This is a genomic window from Bacillus sp. FSL R5-0603 (assembly GCF_038050295.1).
Lineage (GTDB): Bacteria > Bacillota > Bacilli > Bacillales > Bacillaceae > Bacillus > Bacillus subtilis.
Genome location: NZ_JBBOYP010000001.1, coordinates 3,396,376 through 3,421,693 on the forward strand (window position 1 = coordinate 3,396,376; position 25,318 = coordinate 3,421,693).

The 25,318-nt window shown below is 43.4% G+C and carries 24 protein-coding genes; 3 read left to right on the forward strand and 21 right to left on the reverse strand.

Annotated elements, in window-relative coordinates:
* Window positions 1–3: 3 nt before the first annotated feature.
* The 6 genes from mdxG to NYE56_RS17570 form a co-directional block, all read right to left on the reverse strand.
* Complete coding sequence (gene mdxG / locus NYE56_RS17545; RefSeq protein ID WP_341284189.1) at window positions 4–840, reverse strand: maltodextrin ABC transporter permease MdxG; 837 nt, start codon at window positions 838–840, stop codon at window positions 4–6.
* On the reverse strand, window positions 841–2,148 hold the full coding sequence (mdxF, locus tag NYE56_RS17550) for a maltodextrin ABC transporter permease MdxF (protein ID WP_015483739.1): 1,308 nt from the start codon (window positions 2,146–2,148) through the stop codon (window positions 841–843).
* A gap of 41 nt (window positions 2,149–2,189) precedes the next feature.
* Window positions 2,190–3,443 carry a maltodextrin ABC transporter substrate-binding protein MdxE gene (mdxE, locus tag NYE56_RS17555; RefSeq protein ID WP_341284190.1) on the reverse strand — a complete coding sequence of 418 codons (1,254 nt, stop codon included), beginning with the start codon at window positions 3,441–3,443 and terminating at the stop codon, window positions 2,190–2,192.
* 95 nt (window positions 3,444–3,538) lie between these two features.
* Window positions 3,539–5,308, reverse strand: a complete 1,770-nt coding sequence (gene mdxD, locus NYE56_RS17560) for a maltogenic alpha-amylase (protein WP_341284191.1) — start codon at window positions 5,306–5,308, stop codon at window positions 3,539–3,541.
* 112 nt (window positions 5,309–5,420) lie between these two features.
* On the reverse strand, window positions 5,421–6,371 hold the full coding sequence (locus tag NYE56_RS17565) for a LacI family DNA-binding transcriptional regulator (protein WP_029318349.1): 951 nt from the start codon (window positions 6,369–6,371) through the stop codon (window positions 5,421–5,423).
* 205 nt (window positions 6,372–6,576) lie between these two features.
* Window positions 6,577–7,152 carry an LOG family protein gene (locus tag NYE56_RS17570; RefSeq protein ID WP_003228180.1) on the reverse strand — a complete coding sequence of 192 codons (576 nt, stop codon included), beginning with the start codon at window positions 7,150–7,152 and terminating at the stop codon, window positions 6,577–6,579.
* A 116-nt stretch (window positions 7,153–7,268) separates the two neighbouring features.
* Here NYE56_RS17570 and NYE56_RS17575 point away from each other — a divergent pair, with 116 nt between their 5' ends.
* On the forward strand, window positions 7,269–7,589 hold the full coding sequence (locus tag NYE56_RS17575; protein WP_003242570.1) for a MazG nucleotide pyrophosphohydrolase domain-containing protein: 321 nt from the start codon (window positions 7,269–7,271) through the stop codon (window positions 7,587–7,589).
* Between the two features lie 26 nt (window positions 7,590–7,615).
* Here the strand turns inward: NYE56_RS17575 and NYE56_RS17580 are convergent, their stop codons facing one another.
* Complete coding sequence (locus NYE56_RS17580; RefSeq protein ID WP_003228175.1) at window positions 7,616–9,208, reverse strand: SulP family inorganic anion transporter; 1,593 nt, start codon at window positions 9,206–9,208, stop codon at window positions 7,616–7,618.
* 18 nt (window positions 9,209–9,226) lie between these two features.
* Complete coding sequence (locus NYE56_RS17585; protein WP_010886620.1) at window positions 9,227–9,820, reverse strand: beta-class carbonic anhydrase; 594 nt, start codon at window positions 9,818–9,820, stop codon at window positions 9,227–9,229.
* A gap of 382 nt (window positions 9,821–10,202) precedes the next feature.
* Here NYE56_RS17585 and NYE56_RS17590 point away from each other — a divergent pair, with 382 nt between their 5' ends.
* On the forward strand, window positions 10,203–11,180 hold the full coding sequence (locus tag NYE56_RS17590; protein WP_072557265.1) for a 2-hydroxyacid dehydrogenase: 978 nt from the start codon (window positions 10,203–10,205) through the stop codon (window positions 11,178–11,180).
* A gap of 37 nt (window positions 11,181–11,217) precedes the next feature.
* Here NYE56_RS17590 and psdB read toward each other — a convergent pair whose 3' ends face one another.
* The 4 genes from psdB to psdR form a co-directional block, all read right to left on the reverse strand.
* Entirely contained in the window at window positions 11,218–13,158 is a 1,941-nt protein-coding gene (psdB, locus tag NYE56_RS17595; protein WP_029725972.1) for a lantibiotic ABC transporter permease PsdB, read from the reverse strand.
* Window positions 13,133–13,912: a lantibiotic ABC transporter ATP-binding protein PsdA gene (gene psdA, locus NYE56_RS17600; protein WP_003228167.1), complete on the reverse strand. Its 780-nt coding sequence runs from the start codon at window positions 13,910–13,912 to the stop codon at window positions 13,133–13,135. Before psdA ends, psdB begins: the two co-directional genes overlap by 26 nt.
* 82 nt (window positions 13,913–13,994) lie before the next feature.
* On the reverse strand, window positions 13,995–15,065 hold the full coding sequence (gene psdS / locus NYE56_RS17605) for a two-component sensor histidine kinase PsdS (protein ID WP_064671548.1): 1,071 nt from the start codon (window positions 15,063–15,065) through the stop codon (window positions 13,995–13,997).
* Complete coding sequence (gene psdR / locus NYE56_RS17610; protein ID WP_047183246.1) at window positions 15,059–15,772, reverse strand: two-component system response regulator PsdR; 714 nt, start codon at window positions 15,770–15,772, stop codon at window positions 15,059–15,061. Before psdR ends, psdS begins: the two co-directional genes overlap by 7 nt.
* Before the next feature lie 146 nt (window positions 15,773–15,918).
* On the opposite strand from psdR, the gene NYE56_RS17615 reads away from it, so the two are divergent.
* Window positions 15,919–16,128 (forward strand): hypothetical protein, encoded by a 210-nt coding sequence (locus NYE56_RS17615; protein WP_268554972.1) that lies wholly within the window; start codon window positions 15,919–15,921, stop codon window positions 16,126–16,128.
* Window positions 16,129–16,163: 35 nt separating this feature from the next.
* On the opposite strand, the gene NYE56_RS17620 is transcribed toward NYE56_RS17615, so the two are convergent.
* The 9 genes from NYE56_RS17620 to NYE56_RS17660 form a co-directional block, all read right to left on the reverse strand.
* On the reverse strand, window positions 16,164–16,928 hold the full coding sequence (locus NYE56_RS17620) for an arylamine N-acetyltransferase family protein (protein ID WP_086344361.1): 765 nt from the start codon (window positions 16,926–16,928) through the stop codon (window positions 16,164–16,166).
* Complete coding sequence (locus tag NYE56_RS17625; RefSeq protein ID WP_003219835.1) at window positions 16,929–17,186, reverse strand: HPr family phosphocarrier protein; 258 nt, start codon at window positions 17,184–17,186, stop codon at window positions 16,929–16,931.
* Window positions 17,187–17,209: 23 nt separating this feature from the next.
* Window positions 17,210–18,160 carry a DNA-binding protein WhiA gene (gene whiA / locus NYE56_RS17630; RefSeq protein ID WP_003243775.1) on the reverse strand — a complete coding sequence of 317 codons (951 nt, stop codon included), beginning with the start codon at window positions 18,158–18,160 and terminating at the stop codon, window positions 17,210–17,212.
* A gap of 22 nt (window positions 18,161–18,182) precedes the next feature.
* Complete coding sequence (mgfK, locus tag NYE56_RS17635) at window positions 18,183–19,136, reverse strand: gluconeogenesis morphogenetic factor (RefSeq protein ID WP_003244450.1); 954 nt, start codon at window positions 19,134–19,136, stop codon at window positions 18,183–18,185.
* Window position 19,137: 1 nt separating this feature from the next.
* Window positions 19,138–20,025 carry an RNase adapter RapZ gene (gene rapZ / locus NYE56_RS17640; protein WP_003243903.1) on the reverse strand — a complete coding sequence of 296 codons (888 nt, stop codon included), beginning with the start codon at window positions 20,023–20,025 and terminating at the stop codon, window positions 19,138–19,140.
* A 24-nt stretch (window positions 20,026–20,049) separates the two neighbouring features.
* Window positions 20,050–20,526 (reverse strand): 8-oxo-dGTP diphosphatase, encoded by a 477-nt coding sequence (locus NYE56_RS17645; protein WP_010886622.1) that lies wholly within the window; start codon window positions 20,524–20,526, stop codon window positions 20,050–20,052.
* 318 nt (window positions 20,527–20,844) lie between these two features.
* Window positions 20,845–21,795, reverse strand: a complete 951-nt coding sequence (gene trxB / locus NYE56_RS17650) for a thioredoxin-disulfide reductase (protein WP_003228139.1) — start codon at window positions 21,793–21,795, stop codon at window positions 20,845–20,847.
* A gap of 205 nt (window positions 21,796–22,000) precedes the next feature.
* Entirely contained in the window at window positions 22,001–23,410 is a 1,410-nt protein-coding gene (cwlO, locus tag NYE56_RS17655) for a peptidoglycan DL-endopeptidase CwlO (protein ID WP_341284192.1), read from the reverse strand.
* Window positions 23,411–23,790: 380 nt separating this feature from the next.
* Window positions 23,791–25,245, reverse strand: coding sequence for a tetratricopeptide repeat protein (locus NYE56_RS17660; RefSeq protein ID WP_260665266.1), 1,455 nt, complete (start codon window positions 25,243–25,245; stop codon window positions 23,791–23,793).
* Between the last annotated feature and the right edge of the window lie 73 nt (window positions 25,246–25,318).

Below are 25,318 nucleotides of genomic sequence, written 5' to 3' on the forward strand. Positions count from 1 at the left end.
GCATTACCCCTTTGTTCCGCCGGCTGTCAAACCGGACACAAAGTTCTTTTGGAGAAAAAAGAATAGAACGCATATCGGCAGTGCGGCTAGTATGGCACCGGCTGCAAATAGAGCGACTTTTTGCTGCTGCGGATTTGAAATAAAGGATTGTAATCCTACAGCAATGGTCAGCCTTTCCGGTGAGCGAAGCAGAAATTTCGCCAGCAAATAATCGCCAAACGGTGCCATAAACGCCCAAAGCGCTTGCACCGCGAGCATTGGCTTAACAAGCGGCAGAACGATTGAAGCGAAAATCCTCAGATGTCCCGCTCCGTCAATTCGCGCGGCTTCATCAATTTCTCTCGGCACAGTATCAAAATAACCTTTCATCAGCCACGTGTTCATCGGAATTCCGCCGCCGATATAGATCGCTGTTAAAAACCAGTATTGATCAAGTGCGCCTATCAGCATCGCCAAGACATAAAAAGCAGTCAGCGCCGCCATTGTCGGCACCATTTGAATGATTAAAAAGAATATCAGGCTCTTTTTTCTGCCTGCAAACCGATAGCGGCTGTACGAGTACCCGGCAAGTGTCACAATCGTAACCTGCAAAACCATGACCGATAGCGCGATGACAAGTGTATTGCTGTACCAATTGAGATAAAGCGTTTCGTCAAATAGCCGTTTAAAATGATCCAATGTCCAAGAACCCGAAAAATCGAGCTGAAAAGCCGCCGAATTCCCCACACGGAATGCTGATGATGCCGTAATCAGCAACGGATATATAATGACAATACTTAAAAGCGTCAAAAAGAAATACGTACAGATTCTATTAAGTAATCTGGCAGTTCTCGCGTTCACCTACATAACCTCCTCATTGCCAAAAGCATTCGATTTTTTGAAGGCAATCAGTGAAATTCCAATGACAATGAAAGAAATTAACAGTGTCACAGCCGCCGCAACAGAATATTGGGGTGATGTGCCTGTTGTCAGTTTATAAATCCACGAAATTAAGATATCGGTCGATCCGGCCCCGGCTCCCGCACTGCCTGGCCCTCCCTCATTAAATAAATAGATGATCGAGAAATTATTGAAATTAAACGTATACTGAGTAATCATCACGGGTGCTGTGGCAAATAAAATCATCGGGAATGTAATATGCCGAAAACGCTGAATAAAAGTGGCCCCGTCAATCTTTGCCGCTTCATACAGTTCACCTGGAATCGCCTGAAGTACTCCCGTTACCATGACATAAATATATGGAAAGCCGAGCCACGTTTGAATCATAATGAGGGCTGTCTTTGTCCAGAAAGGATCGGTCTTCCACGCAATCGCAGGCAGCTCGACAAACGGCAGGTGATTGAATAGTGGAATCACCTGTGCATTCACCGCTCCTATGCTGTCGTTAAACATGTTGGAAAAACTCATGATTGTAATAAAAGCCGGAACAGCCCATGGAAATAAGAAAATCATTCGAAATATCCGCTTGCCTTTTATAAAATCCTGATTGACGAAAAGGGCCGTCACAATACCTAAAATGATTTGCAGCGTTGTTGCACAGATTGTCCAGATGACCGTCCAGCCCAGTACATTCACAAATGTTTCACGATAGGAGCCAAGGAAAAAAATATTTAAGAAATTTTTAAACCCGACCCAGTCAATCAGACGATTAGGCGGAATATGATAAAAATCATAGTTTGTACATGCAACAAACAGAGTCACCAAAACCGGAAAGATAATCACAAACACCATCATGATATATGCCGGCAGTGTAAATAGATATGGAAACCCTTTATCGCCCGCATGACAGATCATATCCTTGGCTGTTGTATTGACCTCCAAACCCGCCGCTTTCATAGCGGCGGTCTTACGCGAATCATGAATATTAAAGATATAGAACATGAGGAAAATCACCGTCACGATCAATTGCAGCGTGCCTTCAATCAGCATAAACAGCGAGTGGTCTTCACCGGGAACACTTCCCAATGTCATCAATCCGGTTAGCGCCTGTATACCGAAAACGCATAATTCAAAAGCAAACAAGCCTGTGATGGCAAGAAATAAGAGCCCCTTTGACAACTGCTGATTCGCAATCTGCCCAAGTCCTGGAATGATCGATAAAAGCCCTGCCTTTCGTTTTTGCTTTGCAAGTGTGTGATGTTTATTCATTTTTTTCCGCCCTCTATTCTTCCGGACGCTATCCCGCCGTTTTATTTCACATACTTTTCTTTAATATTTTCCTTTATGACGTTTACAGCATCATTCGCTGATGTTTGTGTCGATTTTTTTCCTGAAGCTGCATCAAAAATCAAACTTTCCGCCCCTGTCCATACCTCAGCCATTTCCGGAATATTTGGAGTCGGCGTTGCTGTTTCATATTGTTTAATCACAGCTGACGTCAGTTCATTCTTTTGCTCATCGGCTTTCTTCCTTGCAGCCGTGTTGGCCGGAACTTCGTTTGTATCCTCATAAAAAGCGTAAGCATTGGCATCATTTGCAGCATACTCAAGCCATTTTTCAGCCAGCTCGGGCTCTTTTGTATATTTCGAGGCAACCCAGCCCTTCCCGCCAGCAAAAGGGGCGTATTCTTCTCCATTTGGCAATGTCGGAATGGGAGCCGCTCCGTAGTTCAATTTAGCCTCTTTATAGTTGGCAGCTGACCAAGGACCGCCAATGATCGCAGCCGCTTTGCCTTCTAAAAACATCTGCTGAATAAAGTCGTCTGCGCTTGAATTGTCTTGCATTCCTTTCGGCCAATATGTCTCAAACCATTTCTCCGCATATTTCACCGCTTCTACAGCCCCTTTATTGTTCAGGCCGATGTCCCCGGAATCTGTGCCGTTTTTTCCAAACACATATCCGCCGTATCCAGCCAATAAGCCGTACGACATATAAAAGTCAGTCCATTTTGCTAAAAATCCGGTCGATTTTCCTTTTTCCGAAGCAAACGCGAATCGAGGATCTTCCGTTAACTTTTCAAGGTCTTTAAATGTTTTTGGCGCTGTTTTTAAAAGATCTTTGTTGTAATACAAAATAATTGTCTCAATGACTAGTGGCATTCCGTACACTTTGCCGTCAACTGTCACCTGCTGCATTTCTTTATCACCAAAGCTTTTTGTGTTAGATGGCTTAATATCAAGTAAATGTCCTTGTTGTCCCAAACCGCCGATCCGGTCATATGCAGCAAGCATAACATCAGGCGCATTACCCGCCGGGCCATCAAGAGGAAGCGCTTCTAACTGTTCGAACATTTGCTTTTCAACAATTTTTACTGTGACATCATTCTCTTTTTCGAACTTTGCTTTTATGCTTTCAATGTATTCTTTATACGTTTCTTCGACAGACACAGTCAGCACCTTTTTACCATCAGAGCTTGCTGGATTTTTTGAATTTGAGCAGGCGGCAAGGCCGATTGCCAGGAATGATGCCGCCAATATGGCGAACCCCTTTTTTAAAAGAACCATCTCTTTTCCCCCTTCTATTTACGAAACTATAACAATTGTATTGCCCTATAGAAAGCGGTTACAACAACTTTCGATTTGTTACCGATAACAGAATGTTATACAGGGGCGGCAGCACTCAAAATCAAAAATTCTCCCGGCTGAACGGCAATGACATCGTGATGCTGTAGCGGCTGCTCTGTCCATGCATCACAGATTTTCTTATTCCTTTCAATATTCAACTCTCGTAAACTGACATATTGAACCGCATTCCCTTGATTAAAGAAATAAATCACTATTTTTTCATCAAGAGTCCGTGAAAAGCTAATAAAATCGTTTTGGTCATCCAGCAGATTCCACTCAAGATGTCCTTCAGTCAATAAAGTGCTTTCCTGCTTGCGTAAAGCAATTAACCGTTTCATAAATTGCAGCATGTCTTGGTTTTGCTTCTCCTTTTCCCAAACCATACATTTCCGGCATAATGGATCATTTTCGCCGTCCAGCCCGATTTCCGTTCCGTAATAAATGCATGGTGAGCCTGTCTGGGCAAACATAAAGGCCAGCAACGCGCGTGCTTTCTTCTCATCATTGCCGCATCTGGTCAAAAGGCGCTTTGTATCATGGCTATCCAGTAAATTAAACATCACCTCATTGGCCTGCTTCATCCCATTCATCAAATGTGCATTGACACGGTGAGCCATACGTGAAGCTGAGATCGTCCGGTCAGCAAAGTATTCAATCATAGGCTCTGTAAAAGGGTAGTTCATCGCCGCATGAAATTCATCCCCTCTAAGCCAGGGTTCGGCAGAATGCCAGATCTCACCTAAAATATAAACGTCAGGCTTTTCAGTAGATACAGCCTGTCTGAATGTCTTCCAAAACGCGTGATCCACTTCATTTGCGACATCCAAACGCCAGCCGTCAATGTCAAATTCCCGAATCCAGTACAAAGCAATATCAAGCAAATATTTCTGCACCTCGGGATTAGCCGTGTTTAGCTTCGGCATATCAGCTGTAAAAGCAAATTTGTCATAATTGTCGTCTGTGACGGGAAAAGAGTGAATATGGAACCAGTCCTTATAGCGGGATTGATCTCCGTTTTTGACGACATCCTGCCATTGCGGAGACGCGCTTCCTATATGGTTAAAAACCGCATCAAGCATAATTCTCATCCCCCGCTGATGCAGCTGGCTGACCAATGTACGAAAAAGCTCCGGATCCCCAAAATGCGGATCAATAGAAAAGTAATCCAGCGTGTCGTATTTATGATTAGAAGGTGCGGAAAAGATCGGCGTCAGATAAAAGCCGTTCACCCCTAAATCCTCTAAATAATCAAGCTTGTCAACAATCCCTTGCAAATCTCCTCCAAAAAAATCATTGACGCCCGGGTCCTTGCTCCCCCACGGCAATGCATTCTTCGGTGACAAGTCTTCTCTTCCATTTGCAAAACGCTCCGGAAAAATTTGATACCAAACCGTTGACTTGACCCATACAGGCGCTTGAAATGTATCAGCCTCGTGAACAAACGGAAATTTAAAGTAATAATGAATCGTTTCCAGTGTTTTTTCGTTATAAGGGCATACACCCGAACTTCCGAAAAAGATGTCTTCATGATCGTCTGTTACAACAAACGCATATTGTAAACGCCTAAATGGCGGCACCACTTCAGCAAACCAATAGTCATGCATTTCTGTTGCAGCAATTTTTCTCATCGGCTGCTCGTTTGCCGACCATTTGCCGTCGTTGTACTCATAGGGATCACCCCAAATGAATCGAATGTGATCTGCATCACCTTTTTTCGTCCGAATCTTGATATGCACAGTCCGCCCATCATAAGAATAAGCATCTGTGCTGAATGGCTGGTGGTGAATCGCTGCATATTCCATCATGTTTCCCCCTTTGATTTCCGTTTTATTGAAGCCGGCTCATAGTTTGAAAGTATCATGATGAAATTGTGGGAACAATCCTTTTCACCCTGTTACCGATAACAGAATACGGCGCTTACAGCGTTGATTCTCGTACAATTAACTCTGGTTCAAAAAATAGACTTCCTTGTGCAGCACCGTCTTCATTCATTTTTTTCAGCAACATTTTCGCACAGGCTTCCCCCATTTCAACAACAGGCTGTCTGACCGTAGTCAAGCGCGGCGAGGAGATGCGATCAAGAAACACACCGTCATTCCCGGTAACCGCAACGTCTTCTGGAATTCGCTTTCCAAGGGATTGCGCCGCACGAATGACGCCGAGCGCGATTCGATCAGATGCGCAGACAAATGCGGCCTGATTGTCCATGGATTTCAGCAGTTCTCTTGCAAGGCCTTCACTTTTCTTAGAACTGTTGTCGATCCGAAACATATTTGATTTTTTAAAGCTTTTATTCATCGCCCGTATATACCCCTGTTCTCTTGCACGTTCGAAAGGCTCATCTAAATCAATGCCAAAAAAGACAACTTCCCGCTCCCCCAGCCCCATAACATGGCGGGTTGCCATAAAAGTGCCTTTCTCGTTATTCACATCGATAAAGTCATAGCCCATTTCATTTTGTCCAAATACGACGAGCGGCTTCTCAAACGCTTTTATTACACCTTCAAAATCGTTCTTTCTCAAGCCGGTGGCAATAATGCCGTCACATTGGCCAATATTAAGAGAATTTCTTGTCACAAGCTGGAGAGCATAGTGATTGCGATCCAGCTCCCTGCTGATTCCTGTCAGCAGGTTCATGTAATATGGTTCTGTCGTATCCATTTCCTCAAGTATCAATAGTTTCACAACCTGTGTTCTGTTTTGCACGAGCGCTCTCGCCGCATAATTAGGGATGTAATTCAGCTCTTTCATCGCAGAATGAACAAGCTTTTTCAATTCATCTGTCACCGTCTCAGGGTGATTGATCACTCGTGATACCGTCATTTTCGAAACATTTGCTTTTTTCGCCACATCTGACAATGTTGCCATTTTCATCCCCTCCTTATCTGTGCTTATTATCCAAACTAGTGATAAAGTCCTCTATTACTGTTAAATATACGATGCAGGCAAAAGAGAAATAAAAAAGAGATTTCCCTTAAGGAAACCTCACTTTTTTAAAAACACTCGATTTTTCATGAATTCATACGCTAGGTGGCAGACTCATTCTCTCCACTTCCATGAGAAAGTCTCTTTTTTAAATTTCTGTCCACTTTTTTTCTAAAATCGGATAAGAATAATTTTGCATTTGCTCAATTAACTCATCCGGCCGAGACGAGCTGTGAATCAGTTTTAGGTGCGATTCGTTAGAAAACCCTTCTTGAATGCTGTATTTCACCATTTTCATCATTGGTTCAAAATATCCGTTTACATTGTACAGTCCGATTGGCTTTTGGTGGATGCCGATCTGTGCCCAGCACAGCACTTCAAATAATTCTTCATATGTACCGAAGCCGCCCGGCATCGAGATAAAGCCGTCCGCCAGCTCGCTCATTTTAGCCTTTCGTTCATGCATCCCGTTTACTTCAATCAGCTCAGTCAGATTCTGATGGACAACCTCCCCGCTGAACAAACCGCTCGGCATGACCCCGATTGCAGTTCCGCCGTTTTCCATAATCGCGTCGGCAATCGTGCCCATCAAGCCGACGCGGGAGCCCCCATAGACAAGGCCGATTCCCTGCTCAGCCATATACACGCCAAGCTCTGCCGCTTTTCTTTTATACGCTTCATTTCCCCCAGGGTTTGATCCCGCAAATACACAAATGGTTTTCATCTTGTCATCTCCGCATCTATATATCGTGTTAAACATTCAAAAACACACTATATATTGTCCCATCTTCATGTGATAATATCAATATGAAATACATAAAGAATGCAGGAGTGATGAGGTTGCAGCTGGCTGATGCAGAAAAATGGATGAAAGAGTTTTACGAGAAACGAGGCTGGACAGAATACGGACCTTTTATTCGCGTCGGTTTTTTAATGGAGGAAGCCGGAGAACTGGCCCGGGCTGTCAGGGCGTATGAAATCGGCAGAGACCGGCCGGATGAGAAAGAATCGTCACGCGCTGAGCAAAAACAAGAATTGATTGAAGAAATGGGAGATGTCATCGGAAATATCGCCATTCTTGCTGATATGTATGGTGTCTCTTTAGAAGACGTCATGAAGGCCCACCAAGAAAAACTGACAAAACGATTTGAGCATGCATAAAAAAGCGGCCGCGATGGCCGCTTTTTTTAACCTGTGATTTCATCATGGTGATCAAAGAAATGCTGCTTTCCTATTTTGTGAAAAAGGCCTGTTTTATGCAGCAGCTCCTTCGGCTGCGATTGCAATCCTACAATCATCAGCTTTCCATTGTGGCGCTTAATTCGATTCATAATGTTCCCAAGCACCGCTTCAGCTGACGTATCCATATAGTGCACCTTATTCATGAGCAGAATGAGGGTTTTCGGTTTTTTCTGTACATGCTCCAGCAATGACGATTCAAGGGAATCAATTGATCCGAAAAACAGCGGCCCTTCTATGGCATACATGCTGACAGATGGATCTTCTCTCTTCGCCAGAACAGGATGCGATTCCTGATTGTGGATGCGGGTCGCTTCGCTCATTCTTCTGATAAAGAACACAAATGCAAGCAGCAATCCGGTTGCCACACCGATGATTAAGTCAAACAGAACCGTAAGGGCGAAGGTCGCCGCCAAAATAAAGGAATCAGCATTTTTCAGTCTCAGCATGTTTGCGACTTCCTTGCGCTCACTCATATTCCATGCGACCACCATCAGAATCGGTGCCATACTGGCGAGCGGCACATGGGACGCATAAGGCGCAAATACAAGCAAGACAAGGAGAACGACTACGCCGTGAACGACGCCGGAAACTGGGGAAACCGCTCCGTTTTTTATATTGGTCGCCGTTCTCGCAATCGCTCCTGTAGCCGGGATTCCGCCAAACAGGGGCGCTGCCATATTCGCAATCCCCTGGCCGACAAGCTCCTTGTTGCTGTCATGCTTTGAGCCCTTCATGTTATCAGCAACCATTGCGGACAAAATCGACTCAAGTCCTCCAAGAAGCGCGATGACAAGCGCAGCCGGAAACAGCATGACCATTTTATCCAAAGTAAGCTCGGGAAACTGAAATTCAGGCAAATGGCGGGGGATTTCTCCATAAGTTGACCCAATCGTTGCCATGCGGTCAGGGAAAAAGACAACCGCGACCACTGTGGAAATAAGAAGCGCCAACAAAGCGCCCGGCACTTTAGGCATCACCTTGGCGGACACAAGCAAAATGACGAGCCCGATCACAGCTGTCAAAATGGCATACACGTTAAAGGTGCCGAGCTGCTGCACAATTTCAAACATGTTGTGATGAAAGTTCTCATGTTTTTCAACATTTCTCAATCCGAGAAAATTAGCGATTTGTTCCGTAAAGATCAGCACGGCAATTCCGGCTGTAAAACCGACGATAACGGGTTTGGGCACGAATTTCATTATTTTTCCGAGCTTAAACAGCCCAAACAGTACCAGCATCACTCCTGCCATAAACCCCGCAATCAGCAGATTTTCCAAGCCGTATTGCATGATAATGCCGAATAAAATCGGGACAAAGGCGCCCGTCGGACCGCCAATCTGATATTTTGATCCTCCAAACAAAGAAATACAAATCCCTGCTATAACAACAGTGTATAGCCCATATTCAGGCTCGACTCCCGAGGCAATGGCAAACGCCATTCCTAAAGGAATTGCCACGACACCTACTACGATACCTGCAATCAAGTCTTTCTGAAATTTCTGCAAATTGTATCCCTTGAATCTCCCTGAGAATCGCATATTTTGTTATAACCTCCCTTATGAGTGATTGTTTATAAGCTCAGTTTCATAACCGTTAATGACCACATCAAGTTTTCCTGTTTCAGGATGAATGACAAGTCCGTGAACCGGCACTTTTTTCGGAAGCAGCGGATGATTCTTAATCATGTTCACACTGTGGGAAACGCTTTCTTCCACGCTATGAAAACCGGTCAGCCACGTTTTCAAATCGAGTCCGGCACTTGTCAGCAAATTCAGGCAACTATCCTCCACCCCGCGTTCCTTTGCTTTCTCAAGAATCGAGGACGCATTCAGCCCTGACATTCCGCATTCATGATGGCCGACAATGCATACCTCTTCAGCCTGCAATTCATAAATCGCGACCAGTATGCTTCGCATCACGCTTCCAAATGGGTGAGAAACGATGGCTCCCGCGTTTTTTACAATTTTAGCATCACCGTTTTTAAGCCCCATTGCTTGCGGAAGAAGTTCTGTAAGCCTTGTATCCATACAGGTGACAATGACGAGCTTTTTCGAAGGAAACTTTGTCGTTTTGTACGGTTCATACTTCTTCTCACTGACAAACCGCTGATTGTGTTCCAAAATTGATGTTAAAGAAACCATTTGATTCATCTCCCATCCATATGATTTTGCAAGCCTTCTTACCCAGCTTACAGTAAGGAATTATAGCATAGGAATAAGCCAAGAAAAGGCTTTCAGAAAAAGACACTATAATTGGACTGTAGAATCAAAACATAAACATTTATATCTTTCAAAGATAATAAAATTTATATTTAATGAATCCTATAATCCGGCTGCAGCTCGCATATTGATGATTTGTCTGACAAAAAATATGGGTGAATTCTGATAATTAAAAAACTTTTTTAAGCAGATTTAGCTGTTCGATCTTCATTTTAAGTTCAAAAGAACCAGAAACTAAAAAAACGCAGCTATATTTTTAACACCTATTTATTTCCGATATAATGAAATAGACAACAGCCATAAAGGGGGAGCCTTGTTGAAACCATTTGTATTTATCACAAAACCGATTCCTGAAGAGATTGAAGCATTCATCGGTGAACATTGCCGTTATGAAGTATGGCAGGAGGATACGCTTCCGAGTGACGTGCTATTTGAAAAATTAAAAGAAGCGGAGGGGCTTTTAACATCAGGGACGTCCGGCCCGTCAATCAATCGTGAGTTGCTGGAACACGCGCCTAAGCTCAAAGTGGTCAGCAACCAATCAGTAGGCTACGATAACTTCGATATAGAAGCAATGAAAGAAAGAGGAGTCGTCGGTACTCATACACCTTATACACTGGATGACACAGTTGCAGATCTGGCTTTTTCACTGATTCTGTCTTCCGCCAGACGTGTTGCCGAACTGGACCGTTTTGTCAGAGCAGGAAAATGGGGAACCGTGGAAGAGGAAGCGCTTTTCGGAATTGATGTTCATCATCAAACGTTAGGCATTATCGGCATGGGCAGAATTGGAGAACAAGCAGCGAGACGCGCCAAATTTGGTTTTGATATGGAAGTGCTTTATCATAACCGACATCGCAAACAAGAAACAGAAGACAGCATCGGCGTTAAATATGCAGAGCTTGATACATTGCTGGAGCAATCTGATTTTATTCTTCTCATTACGCCGCTGACTGATGAAACCTATCACATGATAGGAGAACGTGAATTTAAGTTGATGAAGGATTCAGCAATTTTCGTCAATATTTCCCGGGGAAAGACAGTTGATGAAAAAGCACTGATTCGCGCTCTTCAGGAAGGCTGGATCAGGGGAGCCGGCTTAGATGTATACGAAAAAGAGCCTGTCACGCAAGATAATCCGCTCCTGCAGCTGGATAATGTCACGCTGCTTCCTCATATCGGTTCAGCAACAGCTAAAGTGCGCTTCAACATGTGCAAACAGGCCGCCGAAAATATGATCGCAGCCATTCAAGGACAAACACCGAAAAATCTCACAAGAGAATTTCAATAAATCAAAAATCCGGTCTGATAACAGACCGGATTTCATATTACATACGCTGAAGAACAGCACGCTTATAAATATGGCGGGTGACGATATAATAAAGAGCTTGGAATACAAAATAAATGAAGATGACAATTACGGCCTCAAGAAATAAATTGGAATTCAGCATATTACTTAACGCTGCATACGCAAAGCCTGCGTGAATCGTACCTGCGATAAATGGGATGAAGAATAAAAATCCTATTTGCTTTCCAAGGATCGAGTGAATCTCTTTGTCCGTAACCCCTATCCTTTTTAAGGCTAACACCTGCACTCTCGTATCTTCTATTTCCGTAAACATCCGCAAATACAGCATGCTTCCTTGCACGATAAAAAACAGCACGCTGACAAACAGACCAATAAACAGCATTAATGCAACTCCCTGCTTCACAATTTGATAACTAGGAGCACGCGTTTGAAAATCAGATGTATGTTCTTTCGGCACCATGTTTTCAAGCTTTTCAGAGACATCCACCGTCTCCTGCCAATGCTCAAGCTCATAACCTACCATTCTCATCTGTTCCTTCAGCGGCACATCCTGTGACAGACTGTCAAAGCTCTTTTCGCTGACAACCAATAAACGGCTGACTCCATCGACAGACATCAATATCCCTTTGTTTTGCTGCTTTTTCATGACGTAGGAAAGGGTTTTTCCTGACTTCATATGAAATGCTGCTGTTTCCCCTTCTCCAAATGTGTCTTTCACCATCATTTGAAAAGAAACATTAATAAATGCTTCATTTTCTTGTAAATGAATAACTGGGAACCCTTTTTCCTTTGCGACTTGATTATAGACTTTTTCTGAAATCAGCAAAGCTTCCGCTTCCATCTTCTTATTTCCATACGGCAAGTCTGACTGAAAAGTGACAGGAATCCCTGTGGCATCCACCTTATACTTGATAACAGCATGAGCTTTTTTCAATGTATTCTCAGCCGTCTCAGGCTTCATGACCTGAAAGCGGGAAGCATCCTTTTCCACCCAGGAAACAGACTGAGGAATGCTTTGCTCCTCCTGCCTTTGTAAATCGGAATAAAACATATAGATGACACCTGTAGCTGTTAATATGACCGCTGTAATGACAGAGGTTAAAAACAGCATGCGCGCATGATCCTTCAGCCTGAATATCATGTTGGAACGCACAATGATATTCGTGCCTTTGTAGAAGCTGTGTTTCTTTCGGTACAGCATGCGGAAAAACGCAACACTGCTTTGTGTAAAAAAGAAATACGTGCCAACTAACACTAAAATCAAAATTGGAAATACCCGAAACATCATGTCAATTGCATTGGCTGTTGCAGATAGATAATAACCGCTGCCAAGACATAGCAAAGACAATACAGTGAGCCATTTCGAATAAACCGGCAAACTTTTCGGCTTTTTGGCCGATTTAATCAGTTCAATGATTTCCAGCTTCCGAATCCGTCCCAGTGATAAAATGAGCAGCGTCTGAAACAGGATGAGAAAGCCTGCAATTGTCATCACAAACGCTTTCGGCACAATGGCAAACGAAATCGGCACCTTCACGCTGAGCATCCATGTCATGATCATAAAAAACAGTTTTGAAAATAACAGGCCTGCTCCAATGCCGGCCGCAATCGCCGCAAGAGAAATAAGTGACTGCTCATAATAAATCATCTTGCGAAGCTGCTGCTTTGATGTGCCAAACAGTGTCAGCAGCCCAAACTCTTTCTTTCTTGCCTGCAAAAACGCTGAATTGGAATATGTGATGAAAAATATACAAAACACAATGATGACGACAAGAGCTGCGCTCAAGCATGTTTTGACAAGGCTTCCGCCATATATATTGTCTTCATTGACATCAGGATGAAAAATAAATGATGTGAAGACAAAAAACACCGAAACGGCAAACACACAGCTTAAAAAGTAGGCCACATACCGTTGCAGATTCCCAAGAATGTTTTTACGGGCGATAGTTCTCAAATTCATGAAAATCGCCTCCCAACACACTCAAGGTATCCAATATACTTTGATAAAACACCTGCCTGTTTGTTCCTCTGTGAATCTCTGAAAAGAAACGTCCATCTTTAATAAAAACAATTCGTTTACAGAAACTTGCTGCTGTGGCATCATGCGTAACCAACAGAATCGTCGCTTCCTTTTCCTCATTCAACTGAGCCAGTGTGTTCATCACTTGCTTTGCCGATTTTGAGTCGAGGTTTCCTGTCGGTTCATCGGCAAGAATGAGCGCCGGATTGTGAATAATCGCTCTGGCACAGGCTGCCCGCTGCTGCTGTCCGCCCGACACCTCATATGTGCGGTGATCGAGAATGTGCTTGATTTGCAGCGTATCCGCCAGTTCATCCAATCGGGCTTCCATTTCTCTCAGCTTTACCTTATCCAATGCAAGCGGCAAGAGAATATTTTCACGAATCGTCAGCGTATCAAGCAGATTAAAGTCCTGAAAGACGAAGCCGAGTTCTCTTCTGCGAAACAAAGCCAGCTCTTGGTCCTTTAACGTTTTCGGCTGAATGCCGTTGATCATCATCTCGCCCTGGGTCGGCTTATCAATGGTAGCCAGCAAATTCAAAAGCGTGGTTTTTCCGCTACCCGACGGCCCCATAATCCCGACAAATTCTCCTTTTGACACACTGAGATCAAAGGCGCTGAGCGCTTGGTATGATATTGTTCCTTTATTTGAATAGTACGTTTTCGATAGGTTCGTTGTTTGCAACACGTTCATGTTCTGCTCCTCCTTTTTCTCTATTATAAAAAGGAAGTCAGCATCCTCCCATCGAACTTTCTTGCAATTCCCCTCCCCAACCTTACAATGCTGTCACATTCACGAGGGTGTCACTTGAAAACACGATGGTCATCACAGTGCCAGCCCCTTCTTTTGATTCCGCATACAGCTTATGGCCGAGACGGCTGCACACCTGTTTTGCTAAATAAAGGCCCATTCCAGTTGCCTCTTTCATGGTTCGTCCGTTTTCTCCGGTAAAAAACGCGTCAAAAATCCGCGGCAGATCCTGCGGCGGTATGCCGATTCCTTCGTCGGCAACCGACAATCGCGTCTCATGTCCCTGTGTTTCAATCCGGATTGTAATAGAGTCTCCCACACCTTGCTTTGAATATTTTAAGGCGTTGAAAAGGATTTGCTCAACAACAAAGGAAAGCCACTTTTGATCACTGGAAATCTGAACGGCATTTGGCGGCACATGTAATGTTGGAAAAAGGCGCCGTTTAATAAACTGACGTTTTTCCTGATTGATCAGTGAACGAACCATTTCTGCCAAATCAAAGGTTTGCGGTTTTACATCAAATGCAAATTCCTCCAGCCGGGCCGTTTGCAGCATCATATCAAGACCGTGGCGAAATCTCTCATTCTCATCCTCCAGCTCCTCTAAAAACGTCGGAAAAGAGGATGAAGTTCCGTTTTTCCCTTCCTGAATCATTAAGGATATGACGGATACCGGTGTTTTCATATGGTGGACCCATTGGTTGGTGAAGGTATAATGCTGTTTTTGCTGATTGATATATTGTGAGAGCCTGCTTTCGTATTGTTGCCCGAGTGCGTTGATCATCTTCGTCCAAAGCGCTTGCTCTCCTGTTCTTGGCTTTCGGGCTTTCAAAGACTGTCCGATGTCATTCGAAGAAGAGGCTTGTTCTGCAAGCTTTTTAACATAGGTGAGAAAGGAAAATTGCCGAACATAATCAGCAGCAAAACCTGCGGCTAAAAGAGTACCGGGCAAAATCCATATGTACATCATATTTTCTTTGGAAGGTTCTGCGCCGCTCTCTACAATGCTTAAATACGCAATCAGCATGGCGGACCCTATCCCTAATAATGAAAATAGAATAATGGCTAAGCGGTCGATGAGATAAGTCTTTAACACTCCGCTTCATCCTTCCGATTGACTTGAAATTGATAGCCTTGTCCTCTGATTGTGGAAATGCAATCTGTCAGTCCTGCATTCTCCAGTTTTCTCCGCAGCCGGTTGACATTGACCGTTAACGTATTGTCATCGACAAAATCAACGTCATCCCATAACGCCTCCAATAGTTCATCACGAGAGACAATTTTTTTATGCTCCCTCACAAAAATCGAGAGAAGCTGGAATTCTTTTTGGGAAAACAAAATCCGGACGCTGTTCCATTCGGCCTCATTCTGATCAGGATAAATCGTTAGCCCGCCAAGCTCCACTATTCTGGATTCCTGCGGCAAAGAGGGCGAGTATTCACCATATGTGCGGCGCAGGACGCTTTTGATTTTGGCCACCACTACCTCTAGATGGAACGGCTTTGTGATATAATCATCGCCGCCATTTTCAATCGCCATTACCTGATTCAGCTCATCGGTCCGTGCCGATATAAAGATAATCGGCGCATTGGAAATGGTACGGATTTGCCTGCACCAATAAAACCCGTCAAAAAAAGGAAGATTGATATCAAGCAGCACAAGATCAGGCTTCATTTCTGCAAATTCCAATTTTATATCATTCAGCTGTTCAGCAATTTTCACTTCATATCCGTATTTTTGAAGATGACCGCCCAGCAAAGAAGCAATTCGCTCATCATCTTCCACAAGCAAAATCCGATACACGTTGATCCCCCTTATATGTACATCACGATGATTTTTCTAGAAGATTCCAAAATTATTATAGCATGTGCGGAATAGTAAATCGGTCTTTTTCTTTTTGTTATGATAGAATGATAAAGGTAAAATTTTCATAATAGGCAGGTGTCGTGATGAAGAAAATCATGCTGTTTCTGGCAATTATGTCAATTCTTTCAGCATGTCAGCCCAACTATACCGGGAAATACATAGAAATTGGGGATACACTAACTGACTATACCAAAGAGTGCTTTAAAGAGAATGAAATTCCTTATAAATACGAAAAGGGAAAACTGTATATCCCAGAAGACGCATTTGATACAGCAATCTACACTTGTTCATAAGAAAAAGCTTGCAGATAACCTGCAAGCTTTTCACGTTACAAAAAATGAGTATTTAATTTCTCTTCAAATTCTGAAGGGCCAATGTCACTTTTTTGAATGTCACTGCCGTTTTCATGAATCGTAAAATGGCGCTCTGACATGACCATCCTTCCGCTCGGCGTCAGCTTTGAGGCAAGCGGGGATTTGTTAAAAGGAGATTTTTCATGAGAGTGAATGATGTCCTTCATGTTATCTAAATCACCGAGATCACTCTCTTCAAGAGTAAAGGCGTACCCGATTTGCCAGCCTTCTCCCTTGTCCATCAGCAGAACATGGCTGCCCTTTTCTGTCTCTTCTCTTTTGATTCGGAATGACCCGACTGGTGACTGTACCGTTTCTCCGGAAAGCGGTATCGGCTGGAGCGCCAGGTTGATGCCGAAGCCGATATCAACGAGGTAATCGCCGTTTTCCGCAGACAGCCATACAGCAGCATGCGTCCCTTCTAGTGCCCATCCCTCTTGATTGCCTGCATAAACCGTTCCTCGAATGAGCTTCACATGAAACCCGGCCTCACGCAAGACAAAATAAAGGAAACCATTTAGATCGTAGCATAGGCCGCCGTGCTGATCTTTGAGCAGACGTCGCCATAGCTCTTCTTTTGTGATCTTATAATTCTCTTTTGCAAGTACGGCACGGTTTTCGAATGGAAAACGGTATGCCATTGCTTTGAGAAAAAGGGGAAGATCGCCGAAGCTGACATGATCTTTCTCCCAGCCAATTTTCTGAAAGCAGTCTTTTAGAAAGTCACTCATTTTTATCACCTAAACTTCTTCTTGAACGTAAGCAGCCAGCTTCTCCAGCGCCTCTTGTTCATCTTCTCCCTGGGCAATCAAGGTAACCTCAGTGCCTGTGCTTACCGCAAGGCTCATCAGCCCCATGATGCTTTTGGCGTTTACTTTTTTCCCATCCTTCTCTAGAAACACATCTGACGTAAACCGGTTTGCTTCTTGTACAAACAAAGCAGCAGGACGTGCTTGCAGTCCTGTCTTTAATCGAACTTCCACTTTCTGTTGAACCATAAGATCTCCCCTTTTCTTTACGGTTATTTTAAAGTGACGGTTTGCCCTGTCCGCAGCTGTTCTGCGATTTCGTCAAGTTTTCTCAGCCTGTGATTGATCCCTGATTTGCTGATTTTCCCGCTTGCTACCATTTCCCCCAGCTCTTTCAGCGTCACTTCCTGATAATCAATCCGAAGCTGCGCAATTTCCCGAAGTTTTTCAGGCAGCGCCTCCAGGCCGATTCTTTCATCGATGTATTTAATATTTTCCACCTGTCTCAGCGATGCGCCGATTGTTTTGTTTAAGTTGGCTGTTTCACAATTGACGAGGCGGTTGACCGAATTTCTCATGTCCCGGACGATTCTGACATCCTCAAATCGCAGAAGCGAATTGTGAGCGCCAATTACGTTTAGAAACTCTGTAATCTTTTCAGCCTCTTTTAAATAGGTAATGTAGCCTTTTTTCCGTTCAAGCGTTTTGCTGTTTAACTGAAACTCATTTAACAGGTCACATAATGAATCGTTATGCTCCTTATAAAGAGAGAAGATTTCTAAATGATACGAGGAGGTTTCCGGGTTATTGACCGAACCTCCTGCCAAAAATGCTCCTCTCATATAAGAACGCTTGCAGCATCTCTTTTTGACCAGCTCTTTCGAAATACTTCGTTCAAACACAAAATTCTCCCCGAGTATTTTTAAATCCTCTAAGATCGCTTTTGCATTTTCTGAAAAACGCACAATATAGACGTTATTCTTTTTCAGCCGCATTTTCTTTCTGACCAGCAGCTCGACCGACACATCATATTGTTTTTTCAGCAATGTATAGATGCGGCGGGCAATCGCCGCGTTTTCAGTTTGAACATCGAGTACGAGATGGCGGTTTGTAAATGATAAAGCTCCATTCATCCGAATGAGTGCAGACAGCTCGGCATTAATGCAGCAGTCCTTCACTTCCAGATTCGTTAATTCTTTTTTTGTTTCTGATGCAAATGACATATAGCCACCTCATTTCAAGGCTTCATTCTTTCAGTAAATCAACAAGAAGAGAGGCCACTTTATGTGTATCGTGACGTATTACGTCATTTTTATACGTTACAATTTGATCTCTGATGACTTCAAGCCCCATCGCTTTCAGCTCTTCGATATCAAAATCAACAGGACGCGCCGATTCCATTTCGTACTTACGTTTTATTTCGTCGGGAATGTCTTCACTGTTCACTAATATCGTATCAATAAAACCGCAGCCCATATGCTGATTGAGCGCTTTCACATGATCAGCAGCGGTGTAATGGAGCGTTTCGCCGGGCTGAGTCATCACGTTGCAAATGTATACTTTTTTCGCCGGCGCCTTTATCACTTCTTCCCCGATTTTTGGGACGAGCAAATTGGGAAGAATGCTTGTATAGAGGCTTCCCGGGCCGATAATAATCAAATCCGCTTCCCTGATCACGTCTATTGTTTCCGGCAGCGGATCAATCTGTTCAGGCGTGAGAAAAACACGCTTAATACGCTGTCCGTATTCCGGGATCGTTGACTCGCCTGAGACCACGCGGCCGTCTTCCATCTCAGCATGCAAAACAACACTGGCATTGGCAGCCGGCAAAACCTTTCCTCTTACATTCAGCACCTTGCTCATTTCAGTGACAGCGTGAAAAAAATCACCGGTTATATTTGTCATCGCTGCCAAAATCAAATTCCCGAGAGAATGGCCTGTTAAGTCATTCCCTTTATTGAAGCGGTGCTGAAAAAGATCTTCAACAAGCGGCTCCACATCGGATAAAGCGGCAAGCACATTTCTGATGTCTCCGGGAGGCGGAATTTTCAGTTCATTCCGCAGACGGCCAGAGCTTCCCCCATCATCGGCAACTGTTACAATGGCCGTGATGTCAACAGGTTTATGCTTTAAGCCCCTAAGCAATACAGAAAGACCTGTACCGCCGCCAAAGATTGCGATTTTCGGCTTTTGTCCCATCTTATTTCCGGCTTCTCTTTTCAATGTCCCGGTGAGTAACATGAGTATAGTAATCCTTTTTGAAATAATCAGCTAAATTCTCGGCTAATGTCACAGAGCGGTGCTGGCCCCCTGTGCAGCCGATCGCAATGACAACCTGGCTTTTTCCTTCTCTTTTGTAAGATGGAAGCATAAAGCTCAGCAGATCAATTAATTTCTCATTGAACTTTTGTGTTTCATTCCACTTCATGACGTAAGAGGAAACCTCTTTATCCTTGCCAGTCAGCGGCCGCATGCTTTCGATATAGTACGGATTCGGCAAAAATCTGACATCAAAGACGAGATCTGCATCAATTGGAATACCGTATTTAAAACCAAATGACATGACATTTACGGTAAATGTCTCTCCTTGGTTTGTCGCAAAGTGCTTCACAATTTTTTCACGCAAATCACGCGGCTTCATGTCAGATGTATCGTAAATGATTTGAGAGCGGCCTTTTAATTCCTCAAGCAGCTCTCGTTCCAGCGCGATGCCTTCAAGCGGCAGGCCAGTCGCTGCCAGCGGATGCGAGCGTCTCGTCTCTTTATATCTTGTGACGAGAATGGAATCCTTCGCGTCCAGGAATAAAATTCGCGGTGTGATCCACGGATTTTCGGCCATTTCATCCAGCGCTTCAATCAGCCGGTCAAAAAATTCGCGGCCGCGCAGATCCATCACGAGCGCAACTTTGCTCATTTTCGAATTTGATTCCTTCATCAGCTCTAAAAACTTCGGAAGCAATGAAGGCGGAAGATTATCGACGCAGAAATAGCCGAGATCTTCAAAGCTTTGGATCGCGACAGTTTTCCCCGCTCCCGACATTCCGGTTATAATGACAAGCTGAATATCATGTGATTCACTAACACTCATCTTTCTCCCCCCTGACTTGTCTTTCTATTTGATGTGCTGCGGGTCTAAACGATAACTGAGCAGCTCAAATTCCGGTGTATACGTAAATGTGCCGTGCAGCAGCCCTTGTCCCTTCATCATAAAATCAAGGATATGGCCGTCTCCAGGGGCCATAGGCAGGTTCTGAATGTCATTGACATCGTGCCACTGCAGTTTGCCTTCCTCTGATTCTGATACATTTTGTCCTGTATATGAATCAGCGACAAACGTAAACATCATCCACTCGGAGACAATGTGGTCACCGTCTTTAATAATAAAGGTAAAAACGCCTTTTAATTGAGGATTTATGATATAGATACCAGTCTCTTCTCTGTACTCTCTGATGACGGAGTCTCTGACTGATTCTCCGCTCTCCATCTTGCCTCCCGGCGCGACCCACCATCCGCGTCTCGGCTTTTGAAGCAGAAGAACTTTGTCATCCGTCTGAAGCACACAATTTGTCACTCTTTGCAAGTACGTCACCTAACCTTCGTCCTGTCATCGTCTCTTTATTATACCGCTTCAAGATGCCTCCCACAATGAAGAGACATTGACAATCTTTTCTTCTATTTTACAGCATATTCATTCCTTAATTCAGATGATTTTGCTGTAACTGGCATTCATCTTTTATTTATGGACAAAAAAAGGACACGGATAACTGGAGAATCCGTGCCAAAAAAGTGTATTCATTATAAAAAGGGGGTCAATTACTTTATTAATCATAACCGAAAAGCATTACACATGTGTTACAGCGGAATTAAAACCCAGTAACGTAATGTGAAACTCGTATGACAGCCCTTTTTATTTTAAGGTTTTCAGCGTTTCTTGGAGCTCTTCGACATAATGCTGTACGCTTTGTGCCGCAATACTTCCGTCTCCTGTAGCCGTTACGATTTGGCGCAGTGATTTTTCGCGAATGTCTCCGGCAGCGAAAATCCCTTCAACCTTTGTCTCCATGCGGTCGTTTGTTTCGATGTAGCCTTCTTCATTCGTAATGCCCAGATTCTCAAACGGTTTAGACAGAGGAAGCATGCCAATGTAAATGAATACGCCGTCTGTTTTGAATTCACTTTCTTCACCGGTTACCGTATCGACAAGCGTTACGTTACCGACTTTGCCGTTTTCCTCATGAATTTCCTTCACGGTTTTGTTCCACAGGAAGTCAACTTTTTCATTATCAAATGCTCTCGCTTGAAGAATACTTTGAGCACGGAGTTTATCACGTCTGTGAACAATTGTTACTTTTGAAGCGAAACGAGTCAGATACACGCCTTCTTCAACCGCGGAATCTCCGCCGCCAACAACAACAAGCTCTTTGCCTTTAAAGAAAGCCCCATCACATACTGCACAATAAGATACACCGCGTCCGCCCAATTCTTTTTCGCCAGGCACACCGATTTTTTTATATTCCGCACCAGCAGCAATGATGACAGCACGGGCTTTATATTCCTTTGAACCGGCTTTGACTACTTTGTACTCTTTGCCGTCAACGACTTCTTTAATATCGCCATAAGCGTATTCAGCGCCGAATTTTTTCGCGTGTTCAAACATTTTGTTAGAAAGCTCAGGCCCAAGGATACTTTCGAATCCAGGATAGTTTTCTACATCTTCCGTATTGGCCATTTGTCCGCCAGGAATTCCTCTTTCAATCATTAATGTCGATAAATTCGCTCTTGATGTGTATACAGCGGCCGTCATCCCAGCAGGGCCCGCGCCGATTATAATCACGTCATAAATTTTTTCTTCTGACACACTATTCACTCCTTAAACCATCTTTTCAAGTTTGGGCTCTTTCTTATATGATAAGAATCCCCATCAAACGTATTCCTTACCCATATCCTATAAAATCTCATGGTGATACGCTATTTTTTTGCTCAACACGATTAAATGTATTCGAAAAGGGTATATGTTAATAAAGAAAGAGCCTTCTGTTTATAGAAGGCCCTTGTCATATTTATTATTGAACAACACGTCTTACAACGCCTTTAAATGCTTTTTTCCAGTAAACGTTGCTCATTGAGTCAACAGATACACCGTGAGAAGTATTGTCGTTTAGGAATGTACCGTTACCTAAGTAGATTCCTACGTGTCCATTCGTTTTGTAAGTGTCAAAGAACACAAGGTCTCCGCGCTTCATATCCGATGCGCTGACAGCTTGTCCTCTGCCAACTAACGTATCAGTTGTTGTTCCGCCGACAGGTCCAAGGTTAACACCTGCAGAAGCGTATGCCCAGCGTACGAATGATGAGCAGTCAAAAATACGGTTGTTGATATCAGACTGAGTGCGTCCGCCGCCAAACTTGTATGGAGATTGTCCTACAATGCTTGAACCAATGCTGATCGCGCCTTCAATTCCGCCGGAGTTGCTGATAACAGTACCGCCTGAATTGCTGTTTGAGCCGCTGCTCTTCTTAGAAGATGAGCCGTTAGACGAACTGTTTGATGAACCGTTAGAAGAATTGTCTGAAGAATCATCAGATGAGCTTGCTTTTGCTGATTCAGTTGTAGCCGTTTGGCTGTCATCTGTTTGTGTTTCATCAGATACTTTTTGTGCTTCTTCCTGCTTTTTGATCAAAGCAGCCGCTGCTTCTTGTTCTTTTTTGATGCGTGCTTGTTCAGCTTCAGTATTTGCTTTTTGATTTGCAAGTTCAGACGCCTCTGATTTTAATTCAGAAATCGCTTTAGCCGTTTTCTTTTGGCTTGCTTTTGCTTCGTCGAAAAGCTTGTCTTTTTCATTAAGCTGTTTATCAAGGTCTTTTTGCATTGTTTCTAATTTAGCCAATGCAGCTTGAACTTCTTTCAGCTTGTCATTCAAATCCGCTTCAGAATCTTCGAGCTTCGCTTTATCCTGCTCTTGCTGTTTGATTAAATCTTTGTCTGCGTCCACAATAGATGAAACCGCAGTCGCACGAGAGATAAAGTCACCAAAGCTTGTTGATCCTAAAAGAACATCTATGTATCCTTGAGATCCGCCGCTTTCCTGTAAAGAACGAACGCGTTTTTTCAGGATTTCATTGCGTTTTTCGATGCGTGCTTCAGTTTCTTTAATCTCTTTTTTCAGTTTTTTGATTTCTTCTTTTGTTTTATCATTTTCTTCTTTTTTATCTTCGATCTTGTTGCTTGTATCAAGCGCCTTAGCGTTAATGTCTTTCAGTTCTTTTTCAATCTTTGATTGATTTTCCTGAAGCTCAGTTAATTCTTTTTCCTTCGCTTCAATGCTGGAAGCAACCTCAGATTGCTTGCTTTCGATTTTTTGTTTCTTTTCATCTAATGTTTCCGCCGATGCAGTTTTACTTGTAAATGGGATCAAAAAACTGCTTGTCCCGATGACGGAAGCCAAACCAAGTGTAATTAAACTCTTTCTCACTTTTTATATCCTCCCTTTTACTGTGAACCTGTCCTCATTTGGAATCGTATTTTGAACATCAAGTTTCGTTCCTCATACTCTACGAGGAATGATGGTTGTTTATGGTTAATTATTCTGTGTATCTCTTATTCTGGTTGTATAGCGTTTATTTCACATCATATGTAAAAAACACTAATTCCTTATGTACGAGAATCATTATACCATCAAGTTTCGACAAATTAGCGATAAATTTTATTACATTTATGTTTCAAACAGATGTCAAGTTACACATCATTTGTCATTTTTCTTAAGCGTGTAAAAAAACTGTCGATATTATTTTCTTAATATAATCTATCAAACAAAAAAAGAGTCGATTAAATAAATCGACTCTTTAAAATTTACTATTCTAGAATATCATCAATATATTTCATATATTTCGTCAAAGTTGCCGGAGAGATGCCGAATCGGGCCGCTGTGTCTTTTTTCGTGTCTTGCTTGCCATGGGCTTCTTTCCAAATATAACAGATGGCTGCTGCCCAGCCTTTCTCATTTTTCAACGGAGCAGCTGCACGAATTTGCTGGATGACATGGAAAACCCAGCAGCTCATGACTTCTGTTTTCATCTCTTCTTTTTCAGCTTGCTCTAATAGTTTGACCGTTTGATAGGCGAAAAGTGCATCCTCTGAAACGTCAGCAGCCGCAGAATTTCCATTTAGAAGCAGCTTTACAAAATGATTTTCAAAAGGAGCGGTTATTCTCTTTGAGCGTATCACCGCTTCAAGATGCTCTGTTTCTCCCTTTGTGCTGCTGATATAATAGGCTGCGAGACGCTGTTCCACAGATGAAGGAAGAGCTTCCCTCCGCTCAATCCAAGGCGCCGGGCGGTCTTCGCCGGGATATTGCGACTCGACTTTTCTCCAGATCGTCTCGGCAAAGTCGGTATGTCCCGTAAAATAAGCAGAGCATGAAAGCCAGTAAAAGAAGGTGTCGTCACCTTCAAAGCCGGTTTTATATAATGATTTGAGCCATTTATATCCGATCTCGTAGCGGCCGACAAGCGCCAAAGTAGCACCCAATTTATAACGCTGCTCCATTAGCATCGGATAGACATTGGAGAGCTGATCACTCAATTCCGCCACTTTTTCGTCTTCTCTTTCATAATAGTAGAAAACGAGAAGATTGCATAAGGCGTGAAGATTTCCTTCATTATGAGAAAGCACTTCATAAGCGGTTTGCTTCGCTTTTACAACGTTTCCTGAATAGAAATAGGCAAGCGCGAGATTGTTGTATGCTGACCAAAGCTCCGGATATTCAGCTGTGATTTCCTCAAGCGCCGCAACCGCTTCAGCAAGCTGGCCGCTTTCCAGCAATGACTTTGCCCGATCCTGTTTCACCAGCAGTTCATCCTGATCATACAAAGAATCCTCAATGCCGTCGTCTCCTAAATCGAGCAAATCAAGCAGACTATCGTTTTCTTCGGCGAATTCACCATCCGGGTCCGCATCAGAATAAGCGGCCGCTTCTTTATAAGCTTCCTGGAAGAGCCCCAGATGGGCAAAGTTATTCGCTTTAAAGTAATGGCACTCCGGCATTTCGGCCTCCAGATTTGCCATGATATAGTCAAGAAGATCGTTCGACTCTTGATACTGGCCCATTTCCGAATAAATGACCGCAAGCTGTGAAAGCATCTCTGAATCCTCCGGCTCCAAATGAACCGCGCGCTGAATCAGTTTGCTTGCCCGTTTTAGATTGCGCTCTTTATACGCTTTCAAGCCTTTATGAAAAAAATATTGTCCATCTTGAAGCAGCTGGACAATTTGTGCGTGATTTTTATGTTCAGAAGTGTGTTTTCCCACAACTACCCTCCGTTTTATACAATATTACCGTCAGTAGTATACCATAAATCGCAAGCCCCTCAATAGTTCAAAA